A 21,619-nucleotide genomic window follows, 5' to 3' on the forward strand; every position below is an offset into this window, starting at 1 on the left:
TTATACTATTAAAAAATTAAAATTCTAAGCCAGTTTTGGCTTTAAAAAAGGAATTGAAAGAGGGTAATAGCAAGTCTCAGAATCTAATGCAGACATTGTATTTTTGAAACTAAATATTATACCAAAAAGAAATACTGCACCAGTACCAAAAAAGTTTACCCCAGGAAAAGGAAAAAATAGTAGCAGCGATATAATTATTAGCAAATTTATTGTGCAGTGAAAATTAATAACAGCTCTACCATGTTCATCATATGTTTTATTATCTTCTGCCTTACTTATCCAAGTAAACAATGGAAACAAAATATTTCCAAATGGAAAAATTAAGCCAAAAAAAGGTGATGCGTGTAACAACAGCATCCATTTACGCTTTATTGTTTCTTCTTTTGGATTATCAAGAACTAATAAATCATCAACCTCAACACTTAATCCACTAGCTAATAATTTTATAGTTTGTAAATGTGGTTGAACATCACCTTTCTCTATACGTTGTATTGTTCTTATACCAACTGTTGTTTTGTCCGAAAGTTCTTCTTGTGTAAACCCTTTTAACTTTCGTTGATATATTAAATTTTCGCTAATTGATTTTGTTTTCATTTTCTATGTTTTGCTTTGGGCAAATCTAGCGTGTATCTATGGTAATTAGCACGTCATTTAAATGTCACCTATATGTCATCTTCAGTAAATATAAGGGTTTCAAAATCAAATAACATTTTTCCTTTAAACTCTTAAAAAGAATTTGATAAAATATCAATTGTAAAAAACACCACATTTTCCAATCAATAAAATTAAGATTTATAAAATAGTCAATGCTAAATTGATGTCTGCTTTCTTTTTTTATCGTTTATTTTCATTTCACTTATAGTCAATCTACCATTCATCTACACATAACACCACCTCATCCAATACTTAAATAAAACACTTATACCTTAAAGTATATTTACTGTATAGTTTAAAATTTGATTATTCATTTTTAGTAAATAGTTTAATTAGTTAAAAAAAGAAGTATTCCGTGGGGGACTGCTTCTTTTTTTTGTAAAAAATTAATTCACAAAATCAACAAAATATAAACCCAATAACAAAAAGACAATAAATAGAAAAGAAAAATTGACATTCTCTTAAATTCAATTTTTTTAAGCTTTATATTTTTTATGACTAACGTTTTTGAAACTTCATCGTGTATTGTCTTTTCACTATCACTAACGAAAGAAACCAAGCTAAAAAACCTACTTAAATTCCTTATCATTAATTGAAAGAAGCTTGGCTTACCTCCTTTTTCATTAACCACCTTATTTTGAGTTTTAAACTTACCCGGTGTTCTTAAATAAAAAAATTCAAATAAAAAATAATAACTAAATCTTACTAAATAGTAAAGTAAGATAGATATCAAAATACCTTTATCAAATAACAAAATAAATAAGTAACTTAAAAGTGACGACAACCAAAAATCAATTATAAAATTTTCGGATCTATCATCACTATTTGAAATAGCCTCCTCTTTATTATTTTCTTTTATTAATTTCATAGTCAATAAACAAACAACAATTGTACTTTTATTTGTTTTACGAATTTAATTCATTTCTTATTTATTCAAAAACTATACTATTTCTTATTTTTAAAACAAATATCCTACCACTCATCTACACATAATACCAACTCAACAAATACTTCAATAAACTACTTAAATACTAAAGTATATTTACTGTATAGTTTAAAATTTGATTTTTCATTTTTAGTAAATAGTTTGGTTAGTTAAAAAAAGAGGTATTCCGCGGGGGGCTACTTCTTTTTTTTGCTGAAAAAATAAAAATATCTAATAATGAACTACGCTTTTTAATTAATCTTCCCCGAATATGAATTTATTTAGTTCAATTTTTAAAAGAGAGAATTTAACATTAAGGTTTGACATAATTTTGATAAATATGTTAAAATATATTAATATGTTAAAAAGGTTATCTAAACTAGGAACAACATTAACTAACCCTGAATTAAAATTAATTCAAGGTAGTAGGAAATTAACAAATGATATGAATTTTGGCCCAGGGGGTGCTTGTTCAAAAAGTAATTTATGTCCTACAGGACAGTGGTGCATTTGTGATAATGATGATTGTACTTCTGGATCTTGTCAATACACGTAGATCTTATATAATCGCCTAAAGTTAATTTAGGCGATTTTTCTCCTAGTTTAACCAAGTAACTTATATTTCTTTTATTTTATCATTTTATTTCTTCCTTTCCTGTTATTTGCCAATAATAAACCATTCATCGATACTTAATACCTTCTCATCAAATACCTATACAAAGTATTTATACCTTAAAGTATATTTACAGTATAGTTTTAAAATTTGATTTTTCATTTTTAGTAAATAGTTTGGTTAGTAAGAGAAAGAGGTATTCCGCGGGGGGCTACTTCTTTTTTTTAGTATAATTATATAACTCAATCAACTGAAAATATTTAATTTATCTCAAATACTACTACTACTTCCATACTACATTTTCAATAACTTAAAATTTATCTTTTATATTTAAGTAATAATATTAGGACCCGTGGGGACGGGCTTGAGGTTAGGTTGGTCTATTTTTCTTTTATAGGAATAGACCAACTATTTTTTTATTTTTTCACTTCTTCTTTTAAATTCATATATACATAATATACCTTTCATCTACACAAATCTTCTTTTCATCAAATACTTAAGTTGATAACTTCAATCTTAAATTATATTTACTGTATAGTTTAAAATTTGATTTTTCATTTTTAGTAAATAGTTTGGTTAGTAAAAAAAAGAGGTATTCCACGGGGGGCTACTTCTTTTTTTTTTGCATTATATCTATATGCTTACAACATAAGTAATACATAAATGTTGTATCACTCCACTTCTTTCATTATTTTTTAAATTTATGAGTAGGGTTAATATTTTTTAACTTGTTATATAAACTTTCCCTCCCTTTTTTAATAATGCTCCTTCGGGAGCTTTTTTTATGCTTTTAAATTTATCGTTAAAAAATTTCTCAATCACTTTAAAAATATTACAAGGTCGTTTGTTTTTATTTTTTATCTCTTTGTTACTAGTAAATTATAACTCCTATTTTTATCATAAAAAACATCTCTTACAAGGTATTTTTATAATTTTATATTTACTAAATAAACATCAGATATAAAAATCTACTCATTTTGAATAGAACTACATACATATTATTTTTGACTGGTTTTAGATCTAACCTTTTTTTCAAAACATTTTTTTTCCCCTTCTAAAGTTCCTCTATAATATTTATTGTTTTTTATAAATAAAATTTCTCCATATTTTCCTTTTTTTATACTTGAATCTACACCAAAAATTTTATTATCATATAAACTTACCACTTCTTTATTAGAACAATGACCTACTATAATATGATCTGAATTTATTGATTCTAATATATTAGTAATCTGTTTGTCTTGTAAATTATCATTAAAATACCCACGATACCATATTAAACTTTTCTTACCATAGTATACTTTATAAAAATCAGTACTTTTCATCTCTTTTTTACTCCTATCAATTGATTTCCTCATTAAACTATTTATCTCTTCAAGATTAAAATCATTTTGAGATATAAAATCTTTTGAAATACCTCCATGAACAAATACATTATTATTAATTTTAATAATAGTAGACTTTGACCTTAGCCATCTTCCAATAACTGTTCTATTATTGTACAATTCATTATACTTTAAACCAAGCAAATCAGATGTTTTTTGATATTTTTTATTAATATATCTCAAATCTTTATGAAGAACCATATATTCATGATTTCCTAATAAAAAATGTACTTTACCTCCTCTTTTATCTGCTTGTTGCTCTAGTTTATAAATTAAAAGAAGCATTTCATTTACCTTATTTCCCCTATCAAAAATATCGCCTACAATTACCAAATGACCTTTACCAAACTTCCAATTTAATTTCTTATCTATTATTTTATTTGCTTTTAATAACTTAATAGCTAGTTCATACTTTCCATGAATATCACTTAATGCAGCAATTTTTCTAATATTTTTAAATTCTGATTTATTTGGTAAGAATATTGTGTCATAAGAATTCTTCTTTAACACTTTTGTAAAAACCTGATTCTCTATTATTTTTTTTTCTATTAACTGTTTTTTTTTAATAAAAATATAGGGGCCATCATTTAATTTAAGTTTTTCATTTTTATAACTGCCTTCAGAAGTTATCGCTTTTTGACCATAAACTTTTGATAAACTAACAAGAAGGATTACAAAGTACACATAGGTTTTAAGCATAGATCTCAATATTATTAACAAATGATTACAGCAAATATACTTTCTTTTAATTTTCCTCTTATCAATACAAATATCTATATCGTTAAATACTTTATTATTGGCTTCAATCTTATTCTAAAGTCACTTATTTCATAGCCCACAAATAAGTAAGGTAAAACCTTACTTATTTTACGGTTTAATCTTCTTTTTTAAATAATCTAATTTATAAGTTTGAGAAACTTTAAAATCTTATATCATGTTAAGCAACATTTCAACATTAGGATCAGTATTATCAAAACAACAACAAACATTAATTTCTGGTGGAGGTACTACATGCCCTTGGGCATGTGAGGAAGATGGTAGATGTTCACCATGTCCATTTTAATTAAATTATCTAAAAAAAAAGCGAACAGTAGTTCGCTTTTTTAATATTTTTATTTGTAATAATTTCACAATACTCATTATTTTCTTCTTATTTTAAAATTATTTTCTATCTTTAAAAAATAATGTTTAAGACCCGTGGGGACGGGCTTAAGGTATAGGGTGGTCTATTATATTTTTAATAGATCACCTGCTTTTTTATATGCTCATACATTTATGGGACTATCTAAAACACTACTTAACCTACTGATTTTTAGCACACTTTTTAACACTTCTTTTTACTGGTTTTCACGTAGTTATTTACTGGTTTCTACTTATATAATATTGATGGATTCCACCTATTTGTTTTGTTCTTTATTTTTATGAAATTAGTAAAGTAACTAATGACTATTCTATTTCTGCGTATTAACTATATTAAATTTATTAAAACCCGTCCCCCACACACAAAAAGTTAATACGCAGTTTTTTTAACTTCTCTTTTATACTTTTCATAAATACTATCATTAATTTTTCACTTGTTTATAAAACATTAATAAAACAATACTCCGTTCATCTATACAGAATTGCTTTTAATCAAAAATTAATAATACTTGCTTCAATCTTAAACTATATTTATTAGATAGTTTTAAAAATTTATTTAGTCCTTCCCCACAAAAAGACCTTAATATTATTCTTAACCGAATAAACATTAAGGTTTTTTAAATTTTATAGGTACTTCAGAAAAAGTTTTTCTATTTCTTTAATATATAACTTTACCGTCTACGTCTTCTAACTATTGGAGGACTATATATATTATACTCTAAATGAAGTTCCTTTGATAAACCATTTGCCATTTTTTCAGCTAAATCTTTTTTCCTAGTTATCATTAATAAAAACTTACTTGAATGATTTTCATTCAATAAAACTATTTTATAAATTTCTGAACTTACAGCCAAATCTGGATTTCCTGCAGATACGAAAGCAAATTTCTGAGCTCCAGAACTTGATAAAACACTTACATCTGTAATATTAGTTAATTCAATATTTTTCATCAAAAATGGAAATCCAAATATAAATTGAGAATACTTTAGTTTACGTTCCTTTATTACAACTCCTTGTTTACTAAAAAAAAGTGCAAAAATATATACAGAAATTGGTAAAAAGGCTATAGCTATATAATCACTCCTTTTTGTATTCATTTCTTCGCTAGGAATTAAACCTAATAAATAAAGTACCCCTATTCCGAATGTAAAAATGAAGAAAAGAAAAAGCATTAATTTTTGATGACTAGTAAATTTTGAGTTAATTATTATTTTTTTCATTTATTTTTTTATCAAATATATCAAACAAAAACTTATCACAATTACATCTATTGACTAACATGTTTTTTAAAGAACAAAGAAGTACTATTTCTTTTATCATATTTATTTTCTAACTATATAACATACTTTTTATGTTTCAAAAAAACAACATGAAACACTCAAAAAACAACCACTTAACATCATACAAATGTTATTGACCGAATTAATCAACTACTCTTTACATTTATACTAGATATTTACAGTAGTTAATTAAAAATAATCAATCATGGCTTTACAAATAACAGAAAAAAAAGGAATTTTTTATTTAAAAGGTAAAATCAATTGTTCAACTGTTAGATCTTTCATTATTCATTTTGAACATTATATTTTACAAAATAGATGTACGACTATAAACATTGATAAAATCAAAGAAATTGACTCTGATGGATTAAAAGCTATAAAAACATTAACGGCAATAGCACTTAGACAACAAAAAATATTTTCTACTACCGGGTACAATACAAAAGATATATATGATGATTTTGAAAATTGGGAAGTAGCATAACAGTCTTCTATCTACTCTTTTCACTTAGTTAATTAATGGTTATCCCTTAAATCAATATCAGTATTATCCCTTATTTATAATACCATTTTTTATCCATTAATTTACAAAGTCTTAGGAGACGTCCTTTTAGACTTTCTTTTTCATAGCAATTTTCCCACTCAACTTTGAGTGGGTTCTTTTTTATAACACATACAGCTTGTTTCCTATTAGCAGTTTCCTTTTCAATAAACTCCATTACTGAATATTTACTTACTTTTTATTATACTATAATTTAATTTAAATCTTACTTTCAAAATGAACTCTTGTTCATTTTTAGAAAACTTAAAAAAGATTGGCTAACTACTTTTATTTTTTACTCAACTACTTACCTAAATACAGCCAATACACTATATATCAAAAAACTACACTTACACTCGTTTCATCAAATATTCAAATTATTTAATTCTACCTTAACTTAATAAAAACATACTGTTCAACGATACAAATGTCCAGTTAATCGAATACTCAAATTGCTTTCTAAAAATCTTAATTATGTTTGCTGGCAGGTTTAAAAACTTGATTTAAACCAAAATTTACATTAACCAATTTAAGTACTTAAAGGTTAGAACAGTTGACTGAATTAAGGGGCGGTTGACTGTTTTTTTTCAATCCCTTATACCTTAATTAATAATACTTAGTTGTATTTAATGAGAGTTTTTTCTTTATAAATTACGTTTATACAATTTCTAATATTGTGCTGCTTCATTTTTTTAAATTTGGATAATGAAAATCTCACAATTTTAATATACTTCTTCTATTAAACACCTTGACAATCGTTCAAATTATTTCTTTTATTTGGTTTCTATACAAAGTATAATTGTACCCTAACCGTAAAGATTTTTTAAATTGGTAATCCTATTATTATTTATTTCTCGTTACTTTTTTTTATTTTACTTATAGATAACCTACCATTCATCTATACAAAATTTCCTTTCATCAAATACTCAAATTATTTACTTCAATCTTAAACTATATTTACTGTATAGTTTAAAATTTGATTTTTCATTTTTAGTAAATAGTTGGTTAGTTAGAAGAAAAGAGGTATTCCACGGGGGGCTACTTCTTTTCTTTTTTAATACTGTTTTACTCTTTGTTTTGTTTTTAATTTATAAAAAACAGTTATGAACAACTTAAAACTCAATTTATAGATACAAGAAGAGTTTCTACTTTTATTAAATATCTTTCATTTTATTAGTATTTCTTTTTTTGCAGTTCCCTTATACAAAATTGCTCCTAACTTTAAATACTGCCAATACTATTACATATATGGATATTTTATCCCTATAGCTCAAGGTAGTTTTTGTTTTATCTACTGTTTATTTATTCGTTTATACATTTATCATTTGCATTTATGAAGTTTCATTACTTTCCTCTTTATTTTTCATTTCATTTGAAAAATTTAAACTTTTATATTATGTTAAAAAATATTAAAAATTTAGGCTCTGAACTAAACAAAACTGATCAAAAATCTATTAATGGAGGTAAAGACACAAATCCCTTCACTCCTTGTTATTGTAATGGTGCTTTAATTGGTTTAGGTCTTAGTCCAAGAGACTGCTATTGGAAATGTATGTTCACATATTAAATTTAGATAAAGAAAGGAACTGTAATGGTTTCTTTCTTTTGTTATAATAACTACAGATTTTTTAATGTTACTTTTAATTAAATAAGGTTTTACCTTACTTTTTTTATGGTTTTTTATCACCTTTCTTATTTTTTACTTTTTAGATTTGAGAAACTTAAAAATCTATATTATGGTAAAGAACATTTCAAACCTAGGTACAATCTTAAACAAATCAGAACAAAAATTTATTAATGGAGGGGTAACTACATGCGATCAAATTCCCTACCCTTGCGATACTGGTTTTGAACCAAATGAAAATTGCAAATGTGTTCCAATACTTGTATAACTATATACAAGTAGCGAACTTCGGTTCGCTTTTCTTTTTCTTATATTCTTCTTTCTACAATTAAATTGACACCATACGGTACCGGTTAAACAAAATCTTTGACAATAAAAAACCACTTCTCTTGAAGTGGTTGTGATAAGTATATTTTCATTCTTAAATATCAAATAGTTTATCTAGATTTTTTCTCTCTTCTTCAGATAAAGAATCTAAATAATTCTTAGCCTCATTTAGTTCTTGATCAGAAAGAGGAGTAATCTCGTTTTCTTTTGAGATTATTTTTGGAGACTGATTCTTCTTTTTTCTCATTATATAAAGAAAGTGTTTAGATGCTAGTTTAATATTTCTTTCTCTATTCTGTCTAATTAGTGATTTTAGATACCCAAGTCTAGTGTGACCTTCAACTAATTGAAACTTCCCCTTGATTTCACTCCATTCAGGAATATTCTCAAAAGATTTTGTTTCTATAATAATGGGAGGCGTTAGCCATGTTCCTTTCTGTAACCAACTTTCTTGTGCTTCTTTACCGCATCCAAAGTCTCTTATATCATTAAAACTTTCTTTTGCTGAAACAAAATATTTAAATTCCTCAATTACCTTAACATTTTAAAAATTAGAGCTATCCCATTTGATTAATTCAAATTTTACCTTTGTGAAGTCTATCCAGGCATAGTTATAAATAGTATATCCATTATCATGGAGCCCCATTATCCATTGCTCAAAAATTGTATCTGGAATATGGTTATACTCAGGAAGTATTTTTCTAACTCTTTCTAATTAAAGGGACAAATCCTCTTTATTACCATTCATTTTCATATTTGGTTTTAAATCTAACCAACTTACACTAACTCTAGCCATTTACTTTTTCTTATAAAAATAAAAAACACTCACCACAATGTCAAAGAACTTTTCCGTTTTTAAGGTATCGGAAAACCTACTGTTTATTTTAATTTTAGCTAAGTAAGGTTTATCCTTACTTTTTGTAAGGTTTATTTTTCAATTTTCTATTTTTTAAAAACTAGATTTGAAAAACTTACAAATTTTTATATTATGTTAAAGAACATTTCAAACTTAGGGTCAACCCTAAACAAAACAGAGCAACAGTCTATTAACGGAGGGAATACTAATTGTGGAATCTTCATAAGACCTTGTCAAGAAGGTTATGGTTTTGATGAAAACTGTCGTTGTATTCCTGAACCTGGAAATTAAAATAATCTAGCGAACTTCGGTTCGCTTTTCTTTTGCCTGTATTCTTCATTCTACTGTTTTAAAATAATTCTAATTGTGTTGTTTTAAATTGAGCTGAATAAAAACGTACATACGATTTATGTCTACTTAAAATTTCATATCCGGTTGTTTCATAAAGTAAATAATGTTTTTGACTTTTGCCCGGTAACATCTTTTTTGGAACTTGAAAAGCATAATACTTTAAATCCTTTTCTAAAAAACAACCAACATATTTAAATGGCTGAGAAAAAGTATCTGTTCGGTAGTTTCCAGTTTCTCTTCCGTCTCCAATTTGAGTAACAAAAGAATTTATTTCTAAATCAAAAAAAGACTCTTTTATTAGCTTTAGATTACCTTTTACCGCCATTCTATTGTCAATAGTCAAATACTCCATTATCTACAAATTAAATAATATTGATTGATTTAATTTCTCTACTTCTGCTTTTGTGAAAATCTTTGACGGATAAGCATCTGATTCCTGAAACGCTATCCAGGAACAATCACAAGAAACAATAGTTGGTTCTTTGCAAATACAATTTGTTGATGTGTTAACAAATGAAATTTGTATTTTACTTTTATTAGCAATCCATGAGAAAGTAAGCTTACCAAATTCTTGATGCTCATAAGAATCAATACTTGATGTACCAATACTATCAAACTTATAATTAATGACTTGTAATGCTTTAATCCAATCAATCATAATTTCTACTGTTTTACTTTATTTCGTTTTTACTATTTTTAAAGAAAAATTTCTATGAAAGATTTCTGTTTAGTCATTATGTTTTTAATAATGTTAGGACCATCTTTTGCTCCTAATGTATTCTACAAACAAGGCAAAGAAGAGTATAAACTATGGCCTAGAGTTATTCTTTTTATTTCGAGTCTGTTAGTCATCATTTTTAGTTTTTTATAGGTTTGAAAACCTACAGTTAATTTATTTGTTAAAAAGACTGGTAAACAACCTTTAATATTCATTCTTTAATTACCTTATCTTTAAATTTGAAAATTTTATACATGAAAAAAATTAAAAAGAAAATTTGGGTTAAGAGGCTATATTTAGACAGAGATCAATACTATTATATTAAAATAGATTCTGACTAAGCAAAAGCAGTAAAAAAAGCCGAGAAAGAAAACCCTAACCCTAATTTTAAAATTGAAAAACCTGAATGGAATATTTTATTACAAAAGAAAATTTTTGATTTTTTAAAATTGAAAATAGTATCAAACACATTAAATAAAATTATTTTCATAATAATTGTTTTTTTTTAATGGCTTTGGGATAATACATGCCTTAACCTACTGTTTTACTTTGTTTAGTTTTTTCTATTTTTGATTCATGAATTACGAAGGATTACTTTATGGGTTTCTTATTCTTATTGCTGTTGATCTAATTATTTATTATTTCGTCGAAGATATTTACAGGAAACTGGCTCATAATATTTCACGAATCTTTTATTTTGTTGGAATATTTATCTATGCTATATTTATTTATTAACTGCAGTTTTTTTTAATGTTACGTTTAATTAAGTAAGGTTTCACCTTACTTATTTTATAGTTTTTTATCACCTTTCTTATTTTTTACTTTTTAAATTTGAGAAATTAAAAACTCAAATTATGTTAAAGAACATTACAAACCTAGGTACAACCTTAAACAAATCAGAACAACAATCCATTAATGGAGGAGATAGAAATTGTAATGGTGGTAGTTGCGCAACCTATGATTATCCTTTTGGCATTGACGTTACAATTGAACAATATTTAACGATTCCTATTCAATTTCAATGTTGTGTAAGAGTTTCTCCTTTTTAATAATCAAAACCTTTTTAATCAATACCATTTTCTTAGATTTAGGAAAATGGTATAACTGTTTTTAGTTTAATATTTGATTTATGGTTTATCCTTACTTTCTGTAAGGTTTATTTTTAAGAAACTGACTACCATAATGTTATTTTTGATAAACTAAAAATTTTAAATCATGCTAAAGAACATTTCAAAATTAGGTACAGCCTTAAACAAAACGGAACTTAAATCTATTAATGGTTCAAGAGGTAAATACTGTACGAGAGAACAATCTAACAATGGCTGTATAGATGTGTTTTCACAGAGAGTATGTCTTTGTCCTTTCTAAATTATAGCGGGTTAGTCCCGCTTTTTTTTCACCATTTATTTACACTTATTTTAATTTACTTAAATCTTGCACATAAAAAAGAACCTCAATTTGAAGCTCTTCTGGTAAGTTATATTTTATAAAAATATAACTCTAAGTATTATATAGTTTGCTAAATTAGTAATCTATAAATTGGGATTCTATTCTAACTTAGAAATAACAAGTATTTAACAGATAACATTTTTAATTAATTAATTAATTAATTAATTATTTTATTAACAACTTCCGTTAATTTTTCATCACTTGCTCTATCACAATCATGCGATGAGATATAACCTTCATACTTCTCAAAGTATTTTACCTGTTTTGATAAAAAAGGCTTCCAAGTTTTCAAGTCTGAAGTACCATGCATCGGGAACAGTTTAACATGGGTATGATCAACTCCAAATCCTTCCATTATCAGTCCTGTTCTACCCACATCATCTAATTTCTCATCTAATAGTTTTCCCACTTGTTTTGCAGCGATTATTAATTTTGATAATTCTTCATCCTTTAAATCAAAACAATAACTACTTAAGTGTTTTTTCGTTGCTACAACTGTAAAACCTTCTGTATTTGGGAAAATTGAGAGAAATGCCAAATGCTCTTCATTTTCCCAAATTTTAAAAGCAGGTGCTTTTCCATTAACTATATCACAAAAAATGCAATTACTCATATTTTATTAAAAAGTTATCTAACTATGGAATTTACTTACAAGTAAACAAATATCCATAAATGTATTTCTACAAATTTAATTGATTTAAAATCAATTAAAAATTTACTTACCACAATTATGTCAAAGAACTTTTCAGTTTTAAGAATCTGGAAACCTACAGATTTGTTAATATTGCGTAACCATTATTCCAAACATCAATTTGTTTATATCTCAAAAATTCTAGTTGATGGCATTTATCACGATCTTCTAAAACTATTTTTCCATGCTTCCCTGTAATATATTCATAATCTGAAAAACAAACGTTAGTAACTTTAATTCCTCTTTGCATTTCCGCAACTGCTTCCGATTGTAAAAGTAGGTATTGATCTTCCATAACTACTTTTTTAGTTTAATTCGTTTATACATTTATTCTTTGCGTTTATGAAATATCATACTTTACCGTGTGTTTTTTATTTTTTTTTGATAAACTTTAAATTTTAAAAATCATGTTAAAAAACATTTCAAATCTGGGATCTACCTTAAATAAATTAGCTCAAAAAAATATATTAGGAGGAGTAAAATTAGAATTCGATTGTATTTCTCATGCTCACTTTTGTAATAACGCACACACTTCAAATGCAGATTATGATGAATGCATGGCAGACTGTGGTTGTGAATAATTCATTTAAAAGCGAACTTCGGTTCGTTTTTTCTTTACTTGTATTCTTCTTACCACATATTTTATGATATATTAATTATATTTGACTAAAAATTTTCAAATATGACTAATAACAAGAAAAAATATGACTATAAATTTTTCCTAGGTGTCTTTGTTGGCATTATAATATTTAAAATATTTAATATGTTTTTTTAAGAGTATTTTATTAATATTTAAACTACAGATTAAATATTAACTGTTCTCCATTTGCTGGAGCTACTTCAATTATTTCACTAAATGGTATTCCGTATAACTCTCCGTTAACTTCAACACCACATTTTGATTCATGTATTTTTAAAAGATCAGTACAGATATCTATTATTTTAGATTTTACCTTTTTTAGAAAATGTTTATCATTTTCCCACTGATCCAAATAAAAAGTTATGTATTGATCTACTTTCATATACTACAGGTTTACTTTATTTTGTTTTTTCTACACTTATTTTATTTCCATATTTTTGTTAAAAAATCATGATTCATTTATTAAGAGGAGCTATTCTATTATCCCTATGTTATTTAATTGATCTACTTTTATTTAAATTCTACTTTTCAAAATCTCCTAAAAGAATTGAATGGTTCAACTCTGAAAAATTTTTAATTCAATTTTCAATAATCCTAATTGCTACAGTTACTGCTTTCACTATTGTTTAACTACTGTTATTTTAGTTTGTTTATATTTGACTTATGAATTTGACTATTATCTTGGCTAATAAACCACCTGTTTTTGTATTTAGCTTTGTTGCTATATTCCTCTCCTTCTTAGTAATTTATTTAATTAAAAAGAAGAAAAAATAACTACTGTTTTAATTTGTTTAGTTTTTTCTATTTTTGATTTATGAATTACGAAGGATTACTTTATGGGTTTCTTATTCTTGTTGCTGTTGATATAATTATTTATTATTTCGTCGAAGATATTTACAGGAAACTGGCTCGTAATATTTCACGAATCTTATATTTTATTGGAATATTTATCTATGCTATATTCATTTATTAACTACAGATTTAATACTTTTTTAATTTCTCTTTGATTATATCAAACTCCAGACTGAAATGATTCATCCTTGATGTATTCAATTATACCATTTAGAGTTCCAAAATCATATTTATCATTATCTGAACAACCATGAAACTCGTCTCCATCTTCATCATAAACAACCCCATTCTTACAAGTTGAAAACCCAAGTAATTCATTTAACAATGTCTTTCGTTCTATTTCTGATAGTTTTGTATTTATCATGATTTCTACTCTTATTTTATAATTCGTTTATTAAATCTATGACATAAAAAACACCTTAAAAAAGGTGCTTTGTGGTAAGTGTTTTTTTTTAAACACTTCTTTATAGTCATATATTTTGAAATTTTATTACAGTTTCCTTGTATTCTTATCTATTCATGGTATTTAAACGTTAACTTAATCACGTCAATACCCTTTGTATTAGATGGTCCAACTCCAAGGGTAAATCCTCCACATATTAATTCATAGTTATCATCAATAGTTCCATAACTATTGTCACCAATACTACTAATATCTCCCTCTATAGTTCCATCAGAAAATACAAAACCTATTTTTTGCATTAATCCCCTATATGGCTCAGCGTTAAAGTAACTTATAACCCCCGTTGCATATCTCTCTGAACCTACAAATATATGATAAGGTATACCTCCATCAGGATTACCTGTAAAATGTCCTTTATGATCATCATAAATAAATTGGAGACCATCAATAGTATTATAAGAACGATAATAAAATTCTTTTATAATACCCTCTTTATCTGTTTTTTTTATTTGATATTGACCATCAGATTTAGTTCCATCAGTAGCCGCACTATAAGGTCCCAAGTAAAGTACATCCAACCCATCGTAAACATTGGCTGGTTCATCAGGGTTACCTGAAACATATCTGTGTAATGTATAAGTACTTATCAAACATTTCGCAATACTTGATAACGCCTCATTCTCCCATCTTTCTCTAATTGCTTCCATAACACCTTCATATAAATTTCCTTGTGCCCAATTTTTATCATAATATATCTCTTTTTCAGTAACTAAGTCTTTTGCAGAGCCATATGAAATTGGATATATCCCGTTATGCTTGCTACCATAATCTATTTTGATTTGACCAAATCTCCATTTTTTTAATTCGGGGTAGTTTTTTTCAAAATAGCAATGGTAATCATCATAATATTTTTTTATTTCTCTTTCCCATTCCTTTTTTCCATCTATTTCATACAATTCTTCACCATAAATTAGTTGTTCGCGCAATGCGGTCATATGCATATTAGCGCAAATAGAAGCATAAGGTATTAAGAACTTAGAATTACTAGAACCTATAATATTATTCATTAACTGTGTGCATTGCCCTAAAATCACCTTTAGGCTTATTCCTTTCTCTTTATTATTCTCAGTATGAACATAATCATTCATTAAATCTCTTATAGATGCAAGATTATTACTAGTTTGCTCCATTTCATATTTCAGTATTTTTTTATCAATAGCTCCCTCTACCTCTGCTATCATTAACTCAAATATATCTTCATTATCTGAAGGCCAAAATTGACCAACTAAGTAACTAATAAAACCTCCTACTTCGGGAATTTTCTTCACTGCATATTGTGCTACTTTTTTAAGTCTATCATTCCAGTTTTCTGATAAATCCCTTTTTTTTATTGTATTTTTCATTTTAAATAATATTTAATAAAAATTGTATCATAGTAACCTTTACTAAAATTTGTGCCATGGTAATCTATAATAAATATAACTCAATGAAGTATTAAAAAATAAAAATTACCTCTAGGGCCTATAAAATAATCATAAGCGCAAGTAATATGGATAAGAGCGTAACTCTCCTAAATTATACCTAAGAACTTAATTCAACTTCAAAGGTTCCGTTATATTCAATTTTGAATACTAATTCTGTTATTTCTTTAAGTGTTTCCATATTTAAAAATTTACTTACCACAATTATGTCAAAGAACTTTTCCGTTTTTAAGGTATCGGAGAACCTACTCTTATTTTATAATTCGTTTACTAAATCTTGGACATAAAAAAACACCTTAAAAAAGGTGCTTTGCAGTAAGTGTATGTTTTTATTTAACGTATTGTATAAACCCCTTTTTATGGGGTTTATACCTTGTTATAAGCCGTTACGTTTAGTTTTTATCTTTTAATAATTTCTGAACTAAAGCTTTTAATTCTTTAATTTCAGAATTTTGTTTTTTTAGTTCTTCAATCTCGCTTTGTTGATTCTCAATTTTGGAGTTTTGAGTTTTTAATTTTTTCTCTTGGTCAATCGTATACAAAGTTAACTCCTCAATTTTTTTAAGAAGATTCATATCCATTTCAGCTTGCATCACTCCGTTTTTAGCAAATTCTTTAGCTGATGGTATTTCAGGTAAATGGCTATATTCTTTTATAAAATTCTCAACTTCTTCAATGCTTCTCAATTTATAATCTGATTTAAAAACGTAGTCTGGCGCAGGTATTGCTAGATCTATTTTCACTTCTTTTGCGTGAATTTTTCCGTTTACAGTTAACTCCATATCGGGTTGAGTTGTTCCTATCCCAACATTCCCTCCATCAACTACTGTTATTCCTTTCAGTCCGTCGTCAGTTAATTTTAAACCAGCACTCCCACCTACTAAATACATAAAATTAGAGTTATGAAGACCTAATGATGCCATAGGTAATGAAACTGAACCCGTAAAAGATAATGCTCCATTGTTAATCGTTAACTTTGAATTTGGACTTGTTGTTCCTATACCTACATTTCCATTTGATTGAATAACCATTTTTTCAGATCCAGGAGTCCCATTGTAACCTGTATAAAATCTATGATTACTCTGACTAAAATAATCCAAATCACCAGTGCTTATACCAAACCCAAAATAGTTATTTTCACCTCCCGACCAAAGAGTTATTTTGTTAGGATAAATAGAAGGATTAGAGTAATTCTTTCCCAAATCTAATCTACTTTTGGGACTTGTTGTCCCTAAACCTACATTTCCTAAATTACTAATATTAAAAGCATTAATAGTTTCTCCATTATTTTTTATTACATTCATCATTATCTGTGCGTCAAGAAATCTTATATATGACCCACCTCTTTGATTGCTTATTCTTCGTAAAAATGGAGTAGTAGTAGCATTAGTAATATTATTACCTATACCCACACCGGTGTATGTTAACCCTGGCTCACTTGCCCATAGCATTAAATCTGCAAACTTACTTTCAGTTCCTCCACCTCTAGAGTGTAAAAGTATTCTACTATCTCCATGACCTCCTTCAATATGTAATTTTTGTCCTGGAATCGTTGTTCCAACACCAACATTACCTGTAGCTTCAATTTTGTTCTGGGCATTTCCCACCAAACTCATAATCATCATAATAATGACAACAACTATACTTTTTGTTTTCATAATAATTTATTTTTGGTAAAATTAATTAAAAAATTACTTACCACAATTATGTCAAAGAACTTTTTCAGTAGTGCTAATTAATTACAGGTTTAATGTTTAAATATTTCTATTTTAACTTTTGCATTTTCCATGATGACGTTAAACCTATTATTAGTCTCATCACATACTTTGGTTATCTTTTTTATTACTGAACAAGTGAAAATGTCATCTTTACTTTTAATAACAATTCTTGTTTTCGTTTCATAAGCTGCATAATCCGAAAAAGGAGTTATTGCGTTTTCTATATCTATTAGTAAGTGAGTTTTCATATTTCTTTAATTACTGTTTTAATATTTTTTTAGTTTGATTGTATATGTCCAGGACATCATTATGACCAAGCCTAATTTTTAATTTTCTTTTATCTGTTTTTAAATGTATTTCCGAATGCAAATGTTCAGCCCACTCACTAACATTAATTTTATCAATAGATAGTTCTAATGTTTCCCTAATTGATATTGATGGTTGTGTTTGTTGCTTATTATTTGCTCTTGGCGTTGTATTTTCAATTATTGCCATACCTACAGTTTTCTTAATTTTCGTTTATACATTTATTTCTTGCGTTTATATAGTCTCTAATATCATCCTGTTTTATTTATGTTTTTTTGAGAAACTTAAAACTTTTATATTATGATAAAAAACATTTCAACCCTAGGCTCTGTAATTAATAAATCTGAGCAGAAAAAGATTAAAGGTGGAAGGGTACAAATACAGAATGATGAAAAACATTGGTATGTAATATGTGTTGATGGAAATACTTTTGGTATTAGCCCACATGCTACACCAAAAGAACAAGAATTAGTATGTAACGGACATGGAGGGTGGTACATGATTATTTATCATTAACATTCTTTCGAGCTATCTAATAAGTTTGAAATTAGCTCTCGTTTATTCGGGAGCTTTTGTTTTAACTACAGATTAAATGTTAATTGATTTTCATTTTCTAATTCATTCAATATCCATCGAAATTGCTTTTCACTTGAAAATTGATTATCAAAATTTTCCTTTAGTTTGTCCCGGAGCCATTTTTTTGCACACTCTTTTATTTCAGAAATAGTTTCACCGTTTTTAAACTGATTTACAAATCCTGACCAATGACCAGAAATTGAAAAACTTTTTCTTTGTTCCGGTGCATAATCTATAATTACAAAATTGCATCGGTTACTTTCCCAAATTTTAAAAACTTCATTTGCCATTTTATCTACACTTTTACTTTATTTTGTTTTTATTATTTTTACTTCATGGAAAATAGCTATGAACAACTTAATATCGAATTTATAGAAACTAGAAAAGCTTCTCTTTTCACTAAACTGGTTTCAATAACATTGTCTCTTACCCTAGTTGTAATCCCTTTGGTAGAAATTCTTCCTGAGTTACTTATTTGTGATTGTATTGAACTTCTTCCTCCAGGATCATGTGTTTTCGGTGGTAATGGCTGTACTCACTAACTACAGTTTTTGGTATATTTTATATTGCTACTTATTTTCTTTGCCTTTACATAATTACCTTTCATCGATACATATCTTCCTCTCATCAAATATTTTAATTATTTACTTCAAGCTTAAATTATATTTACTGTATGGTTTTAAAATTTGATTTTTAGTTTTTTAGTTAGTTTGAATAGTTTAGAGAGAAGAAGTACTTTAGAAGGGTTGCTTCTTCTCTTTTTTATATCATAAAAACCTTAAATCAATATATTGATATTTGTAACAGTTTCTAATATTTTGTTTTGTAGTCATCAGTAAAATACAAAATAACTATACTTGAAAAGCTAACTTTCAAAAAGCATCATTTTTTCTAGCATCTTCCTACGGAAAGAAAAAAAAAACACTAATCTAATGGTTTTCAAGTACTCAACTAAGTGAAAACCATTAGTCTGTATTCAAGGATTCCCCGTATTGTCCAATTTATTCTTTTAATCTAAATTGCAATAAGTTTGAAATGAAAATTTCAAGTAGCTTAATATTTCAAGGGGAAAATTCCTACTCTCACAAGGGTAGGAATTTTTATTTAAATACATTAAAGAAGAAATTTAAATGATTTAAAGAAATTATTCATTGAATCATTTTCATCCTTGCTTGGAATTGTCATTACTTGAAGTGATATCTGTAAATTTTGTTTAATAAATGTTTTTTGTTTAATTACTATTAAACCTCCTTTAAAACTTTCCTTTACTTCTATTCCCTCATTACCAGCTATAAATACTTTCTTCTCACTTATTAATTTAGACTGTCTCCCTAATAAAGCTTTTTTAATAACGTTTGAATAGTATTCATCTAATTTAAATCCACTTGTTTTAGTAATATCCTTTGGATATTCCATAACAGAAATCATATATATTAAGTTGTCATCATTTTTAAGTTTTGGCTGATATAATTCTATATAAATATTTGATTTACCATATTCAGTTGAAGTTTCCATTTCACGCTTTTCAGCTTTCATAGGAAATTTGATTTTATAAATTTTTTGACTCTTTATTACTTCTTTCTGATTAATAACCTTAGGCTTAACTCCAATAAGTTCAAATGATTCAAGAAATTGATTTATCCCAACATTAAAGTTATTTTTTTCTTGTGTTCTTACACTTAAAATATACATTCTATTATCAACTAAATAAAACCTTGCTCTAAACATAATTTTATTATCAATGTCTTTCCATCTAAATTCTCTCCCAACATGGCCTAATATATCTAGATTAAAAGTGCCTAACAATTGTATACTTTCAGAATTAATATTTGTTGTTTGTGCTCCGTTAAACAAACCATAAATATTTTTTACACTTAAAGTATCAGTAAAACTTTTAGGATAATCTATGTAACTAACGTTATAAGATAAATTATCCCCATTCTTATATTCAGTATTAAATGATGTAATCGTTATTTTTCCATAATCAGTATCTCCTGTTTTTTTTGTTATTTCAGGGCTTTTAGGGAATAAAATTTTAAAATTACCTTTTTCATCATGAAATTTACTAGCTTTATCTTGAGCGTAAGTTGATGAAATAATTATAAAAAAATAGCTTATTAATATTGAATGTATTTTCATTTATTTAAGTTTTTAACCTAATTGTATTTTATTTGTTTATTTAGTTAGTATGTTATTAAAATATATTAATTCTTTATTATAAACTTTATTGTAAGTTATTCCATTATGCCCTTGATTTTTTAAAGTAATAAGATGTATTCTATCCTTAAATTCTTCTTTTAACTTTAAGGAAGATTCATAACTGATAACAGTATCACTATCACCATGAAAAATTGTTATTGGCATTTTGCATTTTTTTAAATACTCATTAGTCATAAATTTATATTTTAAAATAAATGAAGGTATGTATGAAAAGTTTTGCTTCACTATATCTATTAAATTGTAGTAGGGAGCTTGTAAAATCAAATGTTGAGCATTATTATTCGATGCTAATTTAGAAGCAAGTCCTGTTCCTATTGAATAACCTAGAATTATTATATTTTCTTCACTGTATTCCTTTTTTAGTGTATTATATACTAATTGATTATCCTCAAATAATTGTTGCTGTTTGATTATTTTCCTTCACTTTTTTCCATACCCTCTATAATCAAGAATAAAAATATCATAATTTAAATCTGTATATACTTTAGCTATATTCCCCCAAGAATCTAATGCTCCTGCGTTACCGTGTAAAAAAAAAACAAGTCCTTTAGCTTTAACAGACTTAAATAAAAGTCCATTAAAAAATTACCATCTTTAGTATTAAAATAAAGTTCTTCAAAATTTTGGTCAAATTTAAACTCGTAATTGTTATTCAACTTTTCAGGAAAAAAGATCAATTTTTCTTGAAAAAAGTATAACCCAACACATATAAAAAAATAAATACTGATATTAATTTTAAAAAGTTTATTAATTTTATTTTCCTTTTTTTAGTCATATATTTTTATACAAAACAAATAAGAGTTTTAATAGAAATCATTGAGTAACTATTAGTCATCACTGCAAATCTAATGGAATTTCAATTAAAAAAA

At 26.4% G+C, this 21,619-nt stretch carries 28 protein-coding genes; 9 read left to right on the plus strand and 19 right to left on the minus strand.

Annotation, left to right across the window (positions count from 1 at the left end):
- Positions 1-24: 24 nt before the first annotated feature.
- Positions 25-594: a helix-turn-helix domain-containing protein gene (locus BLV71_RS18250; protein ID WP_093871925.1), complete on the minus strand. Its 570-nt coding sequence runs from the start codon at positions 592-594 to the stop codon at positions 25-27.
- Between the two features lie 451 nt (positions 595-1,045).
- The gene (locus BLV71_RS18255) at positions 1,046-1,522 is read right to left on the minus strand and encodes an RDD family protein (protein WP_093871926.1); all 477 of its coding nucleotides are present in this window, start codon (positions 1,520-1,522) and stop codon (positions 1,046-1,048) included.
- 415 nt (positions 1,523-1,937) lie between these two features.
- On the opposite strand from BLV71_RS18255, the gene BLV71_RS18260 reads away from it, so the two are divergent.
- Positions 1,938-2,135 (plus strand): hypothetical protein, encoded by a 198-nt coding sequence (locus BLV71_RS18260; RefSeq protein WP_143032823.1) that lies wholly within the window; start codon positions 1,938-1,940, stop codon positions 2,133-2,135.
- A gap of 1,055 nt (positions 2,136-3,190) precedes the next feature.
- Here the strand turns inward: BLV71_RS18260 and BLV71_RS18265 are convergent.
- Positions 3,191-4,276, minus strand: a complete 1,086-nt coding sequence (locus BLV71_RS18265; protein ID WP_093871928.1) for a metallophosphoesterase — start codon at positions 4,274-4,276, stop codon at positions 3,191-3,193.
- A gap of 235 nt (positions 4,277-4,511) precedes the next feature.
- On the opposite strand from BLV71_RS18265, the gene BLV71_RS18950 reads away from it, so the two are divergent.
- The gene (locus tag BLV71_RS18950) at positions 4,512-4,640 is read left to right on the plus strand and encodes a hypothetical protein (RefSeq protein ID WP_255405269.1); all 129 of its coding nucleotides are present in this window, start codon (positions 4,512-4,514) and stop codon (positions 4,638-4,640) included.
- Positions 4,641-5,388: 748 nt separating this feature from the next.
- Here BLV71_RS18950 and BLV71_RS18270 read toward each other — a convergent pair.
- A complete protein-coding gene (locus tag BLV71_RS18270; protein WP_093871929.1) occupies positions 5,389-5,937 on the minus strand; it encodes a hypothetical protein in 549 nt (182 codons plus the stop codon).
- Positions 5,938-6,202: 265 nt separating this feature from the next.
- On the opposite strand from BLV71_RS18270, the gene BLV71_RS18275 reads away from it, so the two are divergent.
- Together BLV71_RS18275 and BLV71_RS18705 are read left to right on the plus strand one after the other, a co-directional pair.
- The gene (locus BLV71_RS18275) at positions 6,203-6,481 is read left to right on the plus strand and encodes a hypothetical protein (protein WP_093871930.1); all 279 of its coding nucleotides are present in this window, start codon (positions 6,203-6,205) and stop codon (positions 6,479-6,481) included.
- A 1,453-nt stretch (positions 6,482-7,934) separates the two neighbouring features.
- Positions 7,935-8,105: a hypothetical protein gene (locus tag BLV71_RS18705; RefSeq protein WP_158530806.1), complete on the plus strand. Its 171-nt coding sequence runs from the start codon at positions 7,935-7,937 to the stop codon at positions 8,103-8,105.
- Between the two features lie 478 nt (positions 8,106-8,583).
- On the opposite strand, the gene BLV71_RS18710 is transcribed toward BLV71_RS18705, so the two are convergent.
- Complete coding sequence (locus BLV71_RS18710) at positions 8,584-8,736, minus strand: hypothetical protein (RefSeq protein WP_176974441.1); 153 nt, start codon at positions 8,734-8,736, stop codon at positions 8,584-8,586.
- Positions 8,737-9,477: 741 nt separating this feature from the next.
- On the opposite strand from BLV71_RS18710, the gene BLV71_RS18715 reads away from it, so the two are divergent.
- On the plus strand, positions 9,478-9,636 hold the full coding sequence (locus BLV71_RS18715; RefSeq protein ID WP_176974442.1) for a hypothetical protein: 159 nt from the start codon (positions 9,478-9,480) through the stop codon (positions 9,634-9,636).
- 58 nt (positions 9,637-9,694) lie between these two features.
- Here BLV71_RS18715 and BLV71_RS18285 read toward each other — a convergent pair whose 3' ends face one another.
- The 3 genes from BLV71_RS18285 to BLV71_RS18720 form a co-directional block, all read right to left on the minus strand.
- Positions 9,695-10,048, minus strand: a complete 354-nt coding sequence (locus tag BLV71_RS18285) for a hypothetical protein (RefSeq protein WP_143032824.1) — start codon at positions 10,046-10,048, stop codon at positions 9,695-9,697.
- A gap of 3 nt (positions 10,049-10,051) precedes the next feature.
- Complete coding sequence (locus BLV71_RS18290) at positions 10,052-10,354, minus strand: hypothetical protein (protein WP_093871933.1); 303 nt, start codon at positions 10,352-10,354, stop codon at positions 10,052-10,054.
- 397 nt (positions 10,355-10,751) lie between these two features.
- Entirely contained in the window at positions 10,752-10,904 is a 153-nt protein-coding gene (locus BLV71_RS18720) for a hypothetical protein (protein WP_176974443.1), read from the minus strand.
- A 364-nt stretch (positions 10,905-11,268) separates the two neighbouring features.
- On the opposite strand from BLV71_RS18720, the gene BLV71_RS18295 reads away from it, so the two are divergent.
- Positions 11,269-11,463 carry a hypothetical protein gene (locus BLV71_RS18295; RefSeq protein ID WP_093871934.1) on the plus strand — a complete coding sequence of 65 codons (195 nt, stop codon included), beginning with the start codon at positions 11,269-11,271 and terminating at the stop codon, positions 11,461-11,463.
- A gap of 557 nt (positions 11,464-12,020) precedes the next feature.
- Here the strand turns inward: BLV71_RS18295 and BLV71_RS18300 are convergent.
- Together BLV71_RS18300 and BLV71_RS18305 are read right to left on the minus strand one after the other, a co-directional pair.
- Positions 12,021-12,476 (minus strand): HIT family protein, encoded by a 456-nt coding sequence (locus tag BLV71_RS18300; protein ID WP_093871935.1) that lies wholly within the window; start codon positions 12,474-12,476, stop codon positions 12,021-12,023.
- Positions 12,477-12,630: 154 nt separating this feature from the next.
- A complete protein-coding gene (locus BLV71_RS18305; protein WP_093871936.1) occupies positions 12,631-12,849 on the minus strand; it encodes a hypothetical protein in 219 nt (72 codons plus the stop codon).
- A 112-nt stretch (positions 12,850-12,961) separates the two neighbouring features.
- On the opposite strand from BLV71_RS18305, the gene BLV71_RS18725 reads away from it, so the two are divergent.
- On the plus strand, positions 12,962-13,135 hold the full coding sequence (locus tag BLV71_RS18725; RefSeq protein WP_176974444.1) for a hypothetical protein: 174 nt from the start codon (positions 12,962-12,964) through the stop codon (positions 13,133-13,135).
- Between the two features lie 216 nt (positions 13,136-13,351).
- Here BLV71_RS18725 and BLV71_RS18310 read toward each other — a convergent pair whose 3' ends face one another.
- From BLV71_RS18310 to BLV71_RS18335, 6 genes are all read right to left on the minus strand, one after another.
- Complete coding sequence (locus BLV71_RS18310) at positions 13,352-13,576, minus strand: hypothetical protein (RefSeq protein ID WP_093871937.1); 225 nt, start codon at positions 13,574-13,576, stop codon at positions 13,352-13,354.
- Positions 13,577-14,206: 630 nt separating this feature from the next.
- Positions 14,207-14,410, minus strand: coding sequence for a hypothetical protein (locus BLV71_RS18315; protein ID WP_093871938.1), 204 nt, complete (start codon positions 14,408-14,410; stop codon positions 14,207-14,209).
- A 149-nt stretch (positions 14,411-14,559) separates the two neighbouring features.
- Positions 14,560-15,852: an insecticidal delta-endotoxin Cry8Ea1 family protein gene (locus BLV71_RS18320; RefSeq protein WP_093871939.1), complete on the minus strand. Its 1,293-nt coding sequence runs from the start codon at positions 15,850-15,852 to the stop codon at positions 14,560-14,562.
- 470 nt (positions 15,853-16,322) lie between these two features.
- Positions 16,323-17,588 carry a hypothetical protein gene (locus BLV71_RS18325; RefSeq protein ID WP_093871940.1) on the minus strand — a complete coding sequence of 422 codons (1,266 nt, stop codon included), beginning with the start codon at positions 17,586-17,588 and terminating at the stop codon, positions 16,323-16,325.
- Between the two features lie 89 nt (positions 17,589-17,677).
- Entirely contained in the window at positions 17,678-17,896 is a 219-nt protein-coding gene (locus BLV71_RS18330; protein WP_093871941.1) for a hypothetical protein, read from the minus strand.
- A 10-nt stretch (positions 17,897-17,906) separates the two neighbouring features.
- Positions 17,907-18,143, minus strand: coding sequence for a hypothetical protein (locus BLV71_RS18335; RefSeq protein ID WP_093871942.1), 237 nt, complete (start codon positions 18,141-18,143; stop codon positions 17,907-17,909).
- A 111-nt stretch (positions 18,144-18,254) separates the two neighbouring features.
- On the opposite strand from BLV71_RS18335, the gene BLV71_RS18340 reads away from it, so the two are divergent.
- A complete protein-coding gene (locus tag BLV71_RS18340; protein ID WP_093871943.1) occupies positions 18,255-18,470 on the plus strand; it encodes a hypothetical protein in 216 nt (71 codons plus the stop codon).
- A 65-nt stretch (positions 18,471-18,535) separates the two neighbouring features.
- On the opposite strand, the gene BLV71_RS18345 is transcribed toward BLV71_RS18340, so the two are convergent.
- On the minus strand, positions 18,536-18,820 hold the full coding sequence (locus BLV71_RS18345; protein WP_093871944.1) for a hypothetical protein: 285 nt from the start codon (positions 18,818-18,820) through the stop codon (positions 18,536-18,538).
- A gap of 45 nt (positions 18,821-18,865) precedes the next feature.
- On the opposite strand from BLV71_RS18345, the gene BLV71_RS18350 reads away from it, so the two are divergent.
- Positions 18,866-19,072 carry a hypothetical protein gene (locus BLV71_RS18350; protein ID WP_093871945.1) on the plus strand — a complete coding sequence of 69 codons (207 nt, stop codon included), beginning with the start codon at positions 18,866-18,868 and terminating at the stop codon, positions 19,070-19,072.
- 571 nt (positions 19,073-19,643) lie between these two features.
- Here the strand turns inward: BLV71_RS18350 and BLV71_RS18355 are convergent.
- The gene (locus BLV71_RS18355) at positions 19,644-20,669 is read right to left on the minus strand and encodes a hypothetical protein (RefSeq protein WP_093871946.1); all 1,026 of its coding nucleotides are present in this window, start codon (positions 20,667-20,669) and stop codon (positions 19,644-19,646) included.
- A 36-nt stretch (positions 20,670-20,705) separates the two neighbouring features.
- Positions 20,706-21,164: a dienelactone hydrolase family protein gene (locus BLV71_RS18955; protein ID WP_369813941.1), complete on the minus strand. Its 459-nt coding sequence runs from the start codon at positions 21,162-21,164 to the stop codon at positions 20,706-20,708.
- Between the last annotated feature and the right edge of the window lie 455 nt (positions 21,165-21,619).

This window comes from Tenacibaculum sp. MAR_2010_89 (assembly GCF_900105985.1).
Taxonomy (GTDB): Bacteria; Bacteroidota; Bacteroidia; order Flavobacteriales; family Flavobacteriaceae; genus Polaribacter; species Polaribacter halocynthiae.

Coding starts and splice junctions, on each gene's coding strand:
- BLV71_RS18320 (WP_093871939.1), bottom strand. CDS start 15,852: ATGAAAAATACAATAAAAAAAAGGGATTTATCAGAAAACTGGAATGAT.
- BLV71_RS18345 (WP_093871944.1), bottom strand. CDS start 18,820: ATGGCAAATGAAGTTTTTAAAATTTGGGAAAGTAACCGATGCAATTTT.
- BLV71_RS18725 (WP_176974444.1), top strand. CDS start 12,962: ATGTTAAAAAACATTTCAAATCTGGGATCTACCTTAAATAAATTAGCT.
- BLV71_RS18950 (WP_255405269.1), top strand. CDS start 4,512: ATGTTAAGCAACATTTCAACATTAGGATCAGTATTATCAAAACAACAA.
- BLV71_RS18265 (WP_093871928.1), bottom strand. CDS start 4,276: ATGCTTAAAACCTATGTGTACTTTGTAATCCTTCTTGTTAGTTTATCA.
- BLV71_RS18285 (WP_143032824.1), bottom strand. CDS start 10,048: ATGGAGTATTTGACTATTGACAATAGAATGGCGGTAAAAGGTAATCTA.
- BLV71_RS18340 (WP_093871943.1), top strand. CDS start 18,255: ATGATAAAAAACATTTCAACCCTAGGCTCTGTAATTAATAAATCTGAG.
- BLV71_RS18710 (WP_176974441.1), bottom strand. CDS start 8,736: ATGAGAAAAAAGAAGAATCAGTCTCCAAAAATAATCTCAAAAGAAAAC.
- BLV71_RS18335 (WP_093871942.1), bottom strand. CDS start 18,143: ATGGCAATAATTGAAAATACAACGCCAAGAGCAAATAATAAGCAACAA.
- BLV71_RS18315 (WP_093871938.1), bottom strand. CDS start 14,410: ATGATAAATACAAAACTATCAGAAATAGAACGAAAGACATTGTTAAAT.
- BLV71_RS18290 (WP_093871933.1), bottom strand. CDS start 10,354: ATGATTGATTGGATTAAAGCATTACAAGTCATTAATTATAAGTTTGAT.
- BLV71_RS18295 (WP_093871934.1), top strand. CDS start 11,269: ATGTTAAAGAACATTACAAACCTAGGTACAACCTTAAACAAATCAGAA.
- BLV71_RS18250 (WP_093871925.1), bottom strand. CDS start 594: ATGAAAACAAAATCAATTAGCGAAAATTTAATATATCAACGAAAGTTA.
- BLV71_RS18350 (WP_093871945.1), top strand. CDS start 18,866: ATGGAAAATAGCTATGAACAACTTAATATCGAATTTATAGAAACTAGA.
- BLV71_RS18260 (WP_143032823.1), top strand. CDS start 1,938: ATGTTAAAAAGGTTATCTAAACTAGGAACAACATTAACTAACCCTGAA.
- BLV71_RS18255 (WP_093871926.1), bottom strand. CDS start 1,522: ATGAAATTAATAAAAGAAAATAATAAAGAGGAGGCTATTTCAAATAGT.
- BLV71_RS18355 (WP_093871946.1), bottom strand. CDS start 20,669: ATGAAAATACATTCAATATTAATAAGCTATTTTTTTATAATTATTTCA.
- BLV71_RS18275 (WP_093871930.1), top strand. CDS start 6,203: ATGGCTTTACAAATAACAGAAAAAAAAGGAATTTTTTATTTAAAAGGT.
- BLV71_RS18325 (WP_093871940.1), bottom strand. CDS start 17,588: ATGAAAACAAAAAGTATAGTTGTTGTCATTATTATGATGATTATGAGT.
- BLV71_RS18330 (WP_093871941.1), bottom strand. CDS start 17,896: ATGAAAACTCACTTACTAATAGATATAGAAAACGCAATAACTCCTTTT.
- BLV71_RS18310 (WP_093871937.1), bottom strand. CDS start 13,576: ATGAAAGTAGATCAATACATAACTTTTTATTTGGATCAGTGGGAAAAT.
- BLV71_RS18270 (WP_093871929.1), bottom strand. CDS start 5,937: ATGAAAAAAATAATAATTAACTCAAAATTTACTAGTCATCAAAAATTA.
- BLV71_RS18300 (WP_093871935.1), bottom strand. CDS start 12,476: ATGAGTAATTGCATTTTTTGTGATATAGTTAATGGAAAAGCACCTGCT.
- BLV71_RS18720 (WP_176974443.1), bottom strand. CDS start 10,904: ATGAAAATAATTTTATTTAATGTGTTTGATACTATTTTCAATTTTAAA.
- BLV71_RS18705 (WP_158530806.1), top strand. CDS start 7,935: ATGTTAAAAAATATTAAAAATTTAGGCTCTGAACTAAACAAAACTGAT.
- BLV71_RS18715 (WP_176974442.1), top strand. CDS start 9,478: ATGTTAAAGAACATTTCAAACTTAGGGTCAACCCTAAACAAAACAGAG.
- BLV71_RS18305 (WP_093871936.1), bottom strand. CDS start 12,849: ATGGAAGATCAATACCTACTTTTACAATCGGAAGCAGTTGCGGAAATG.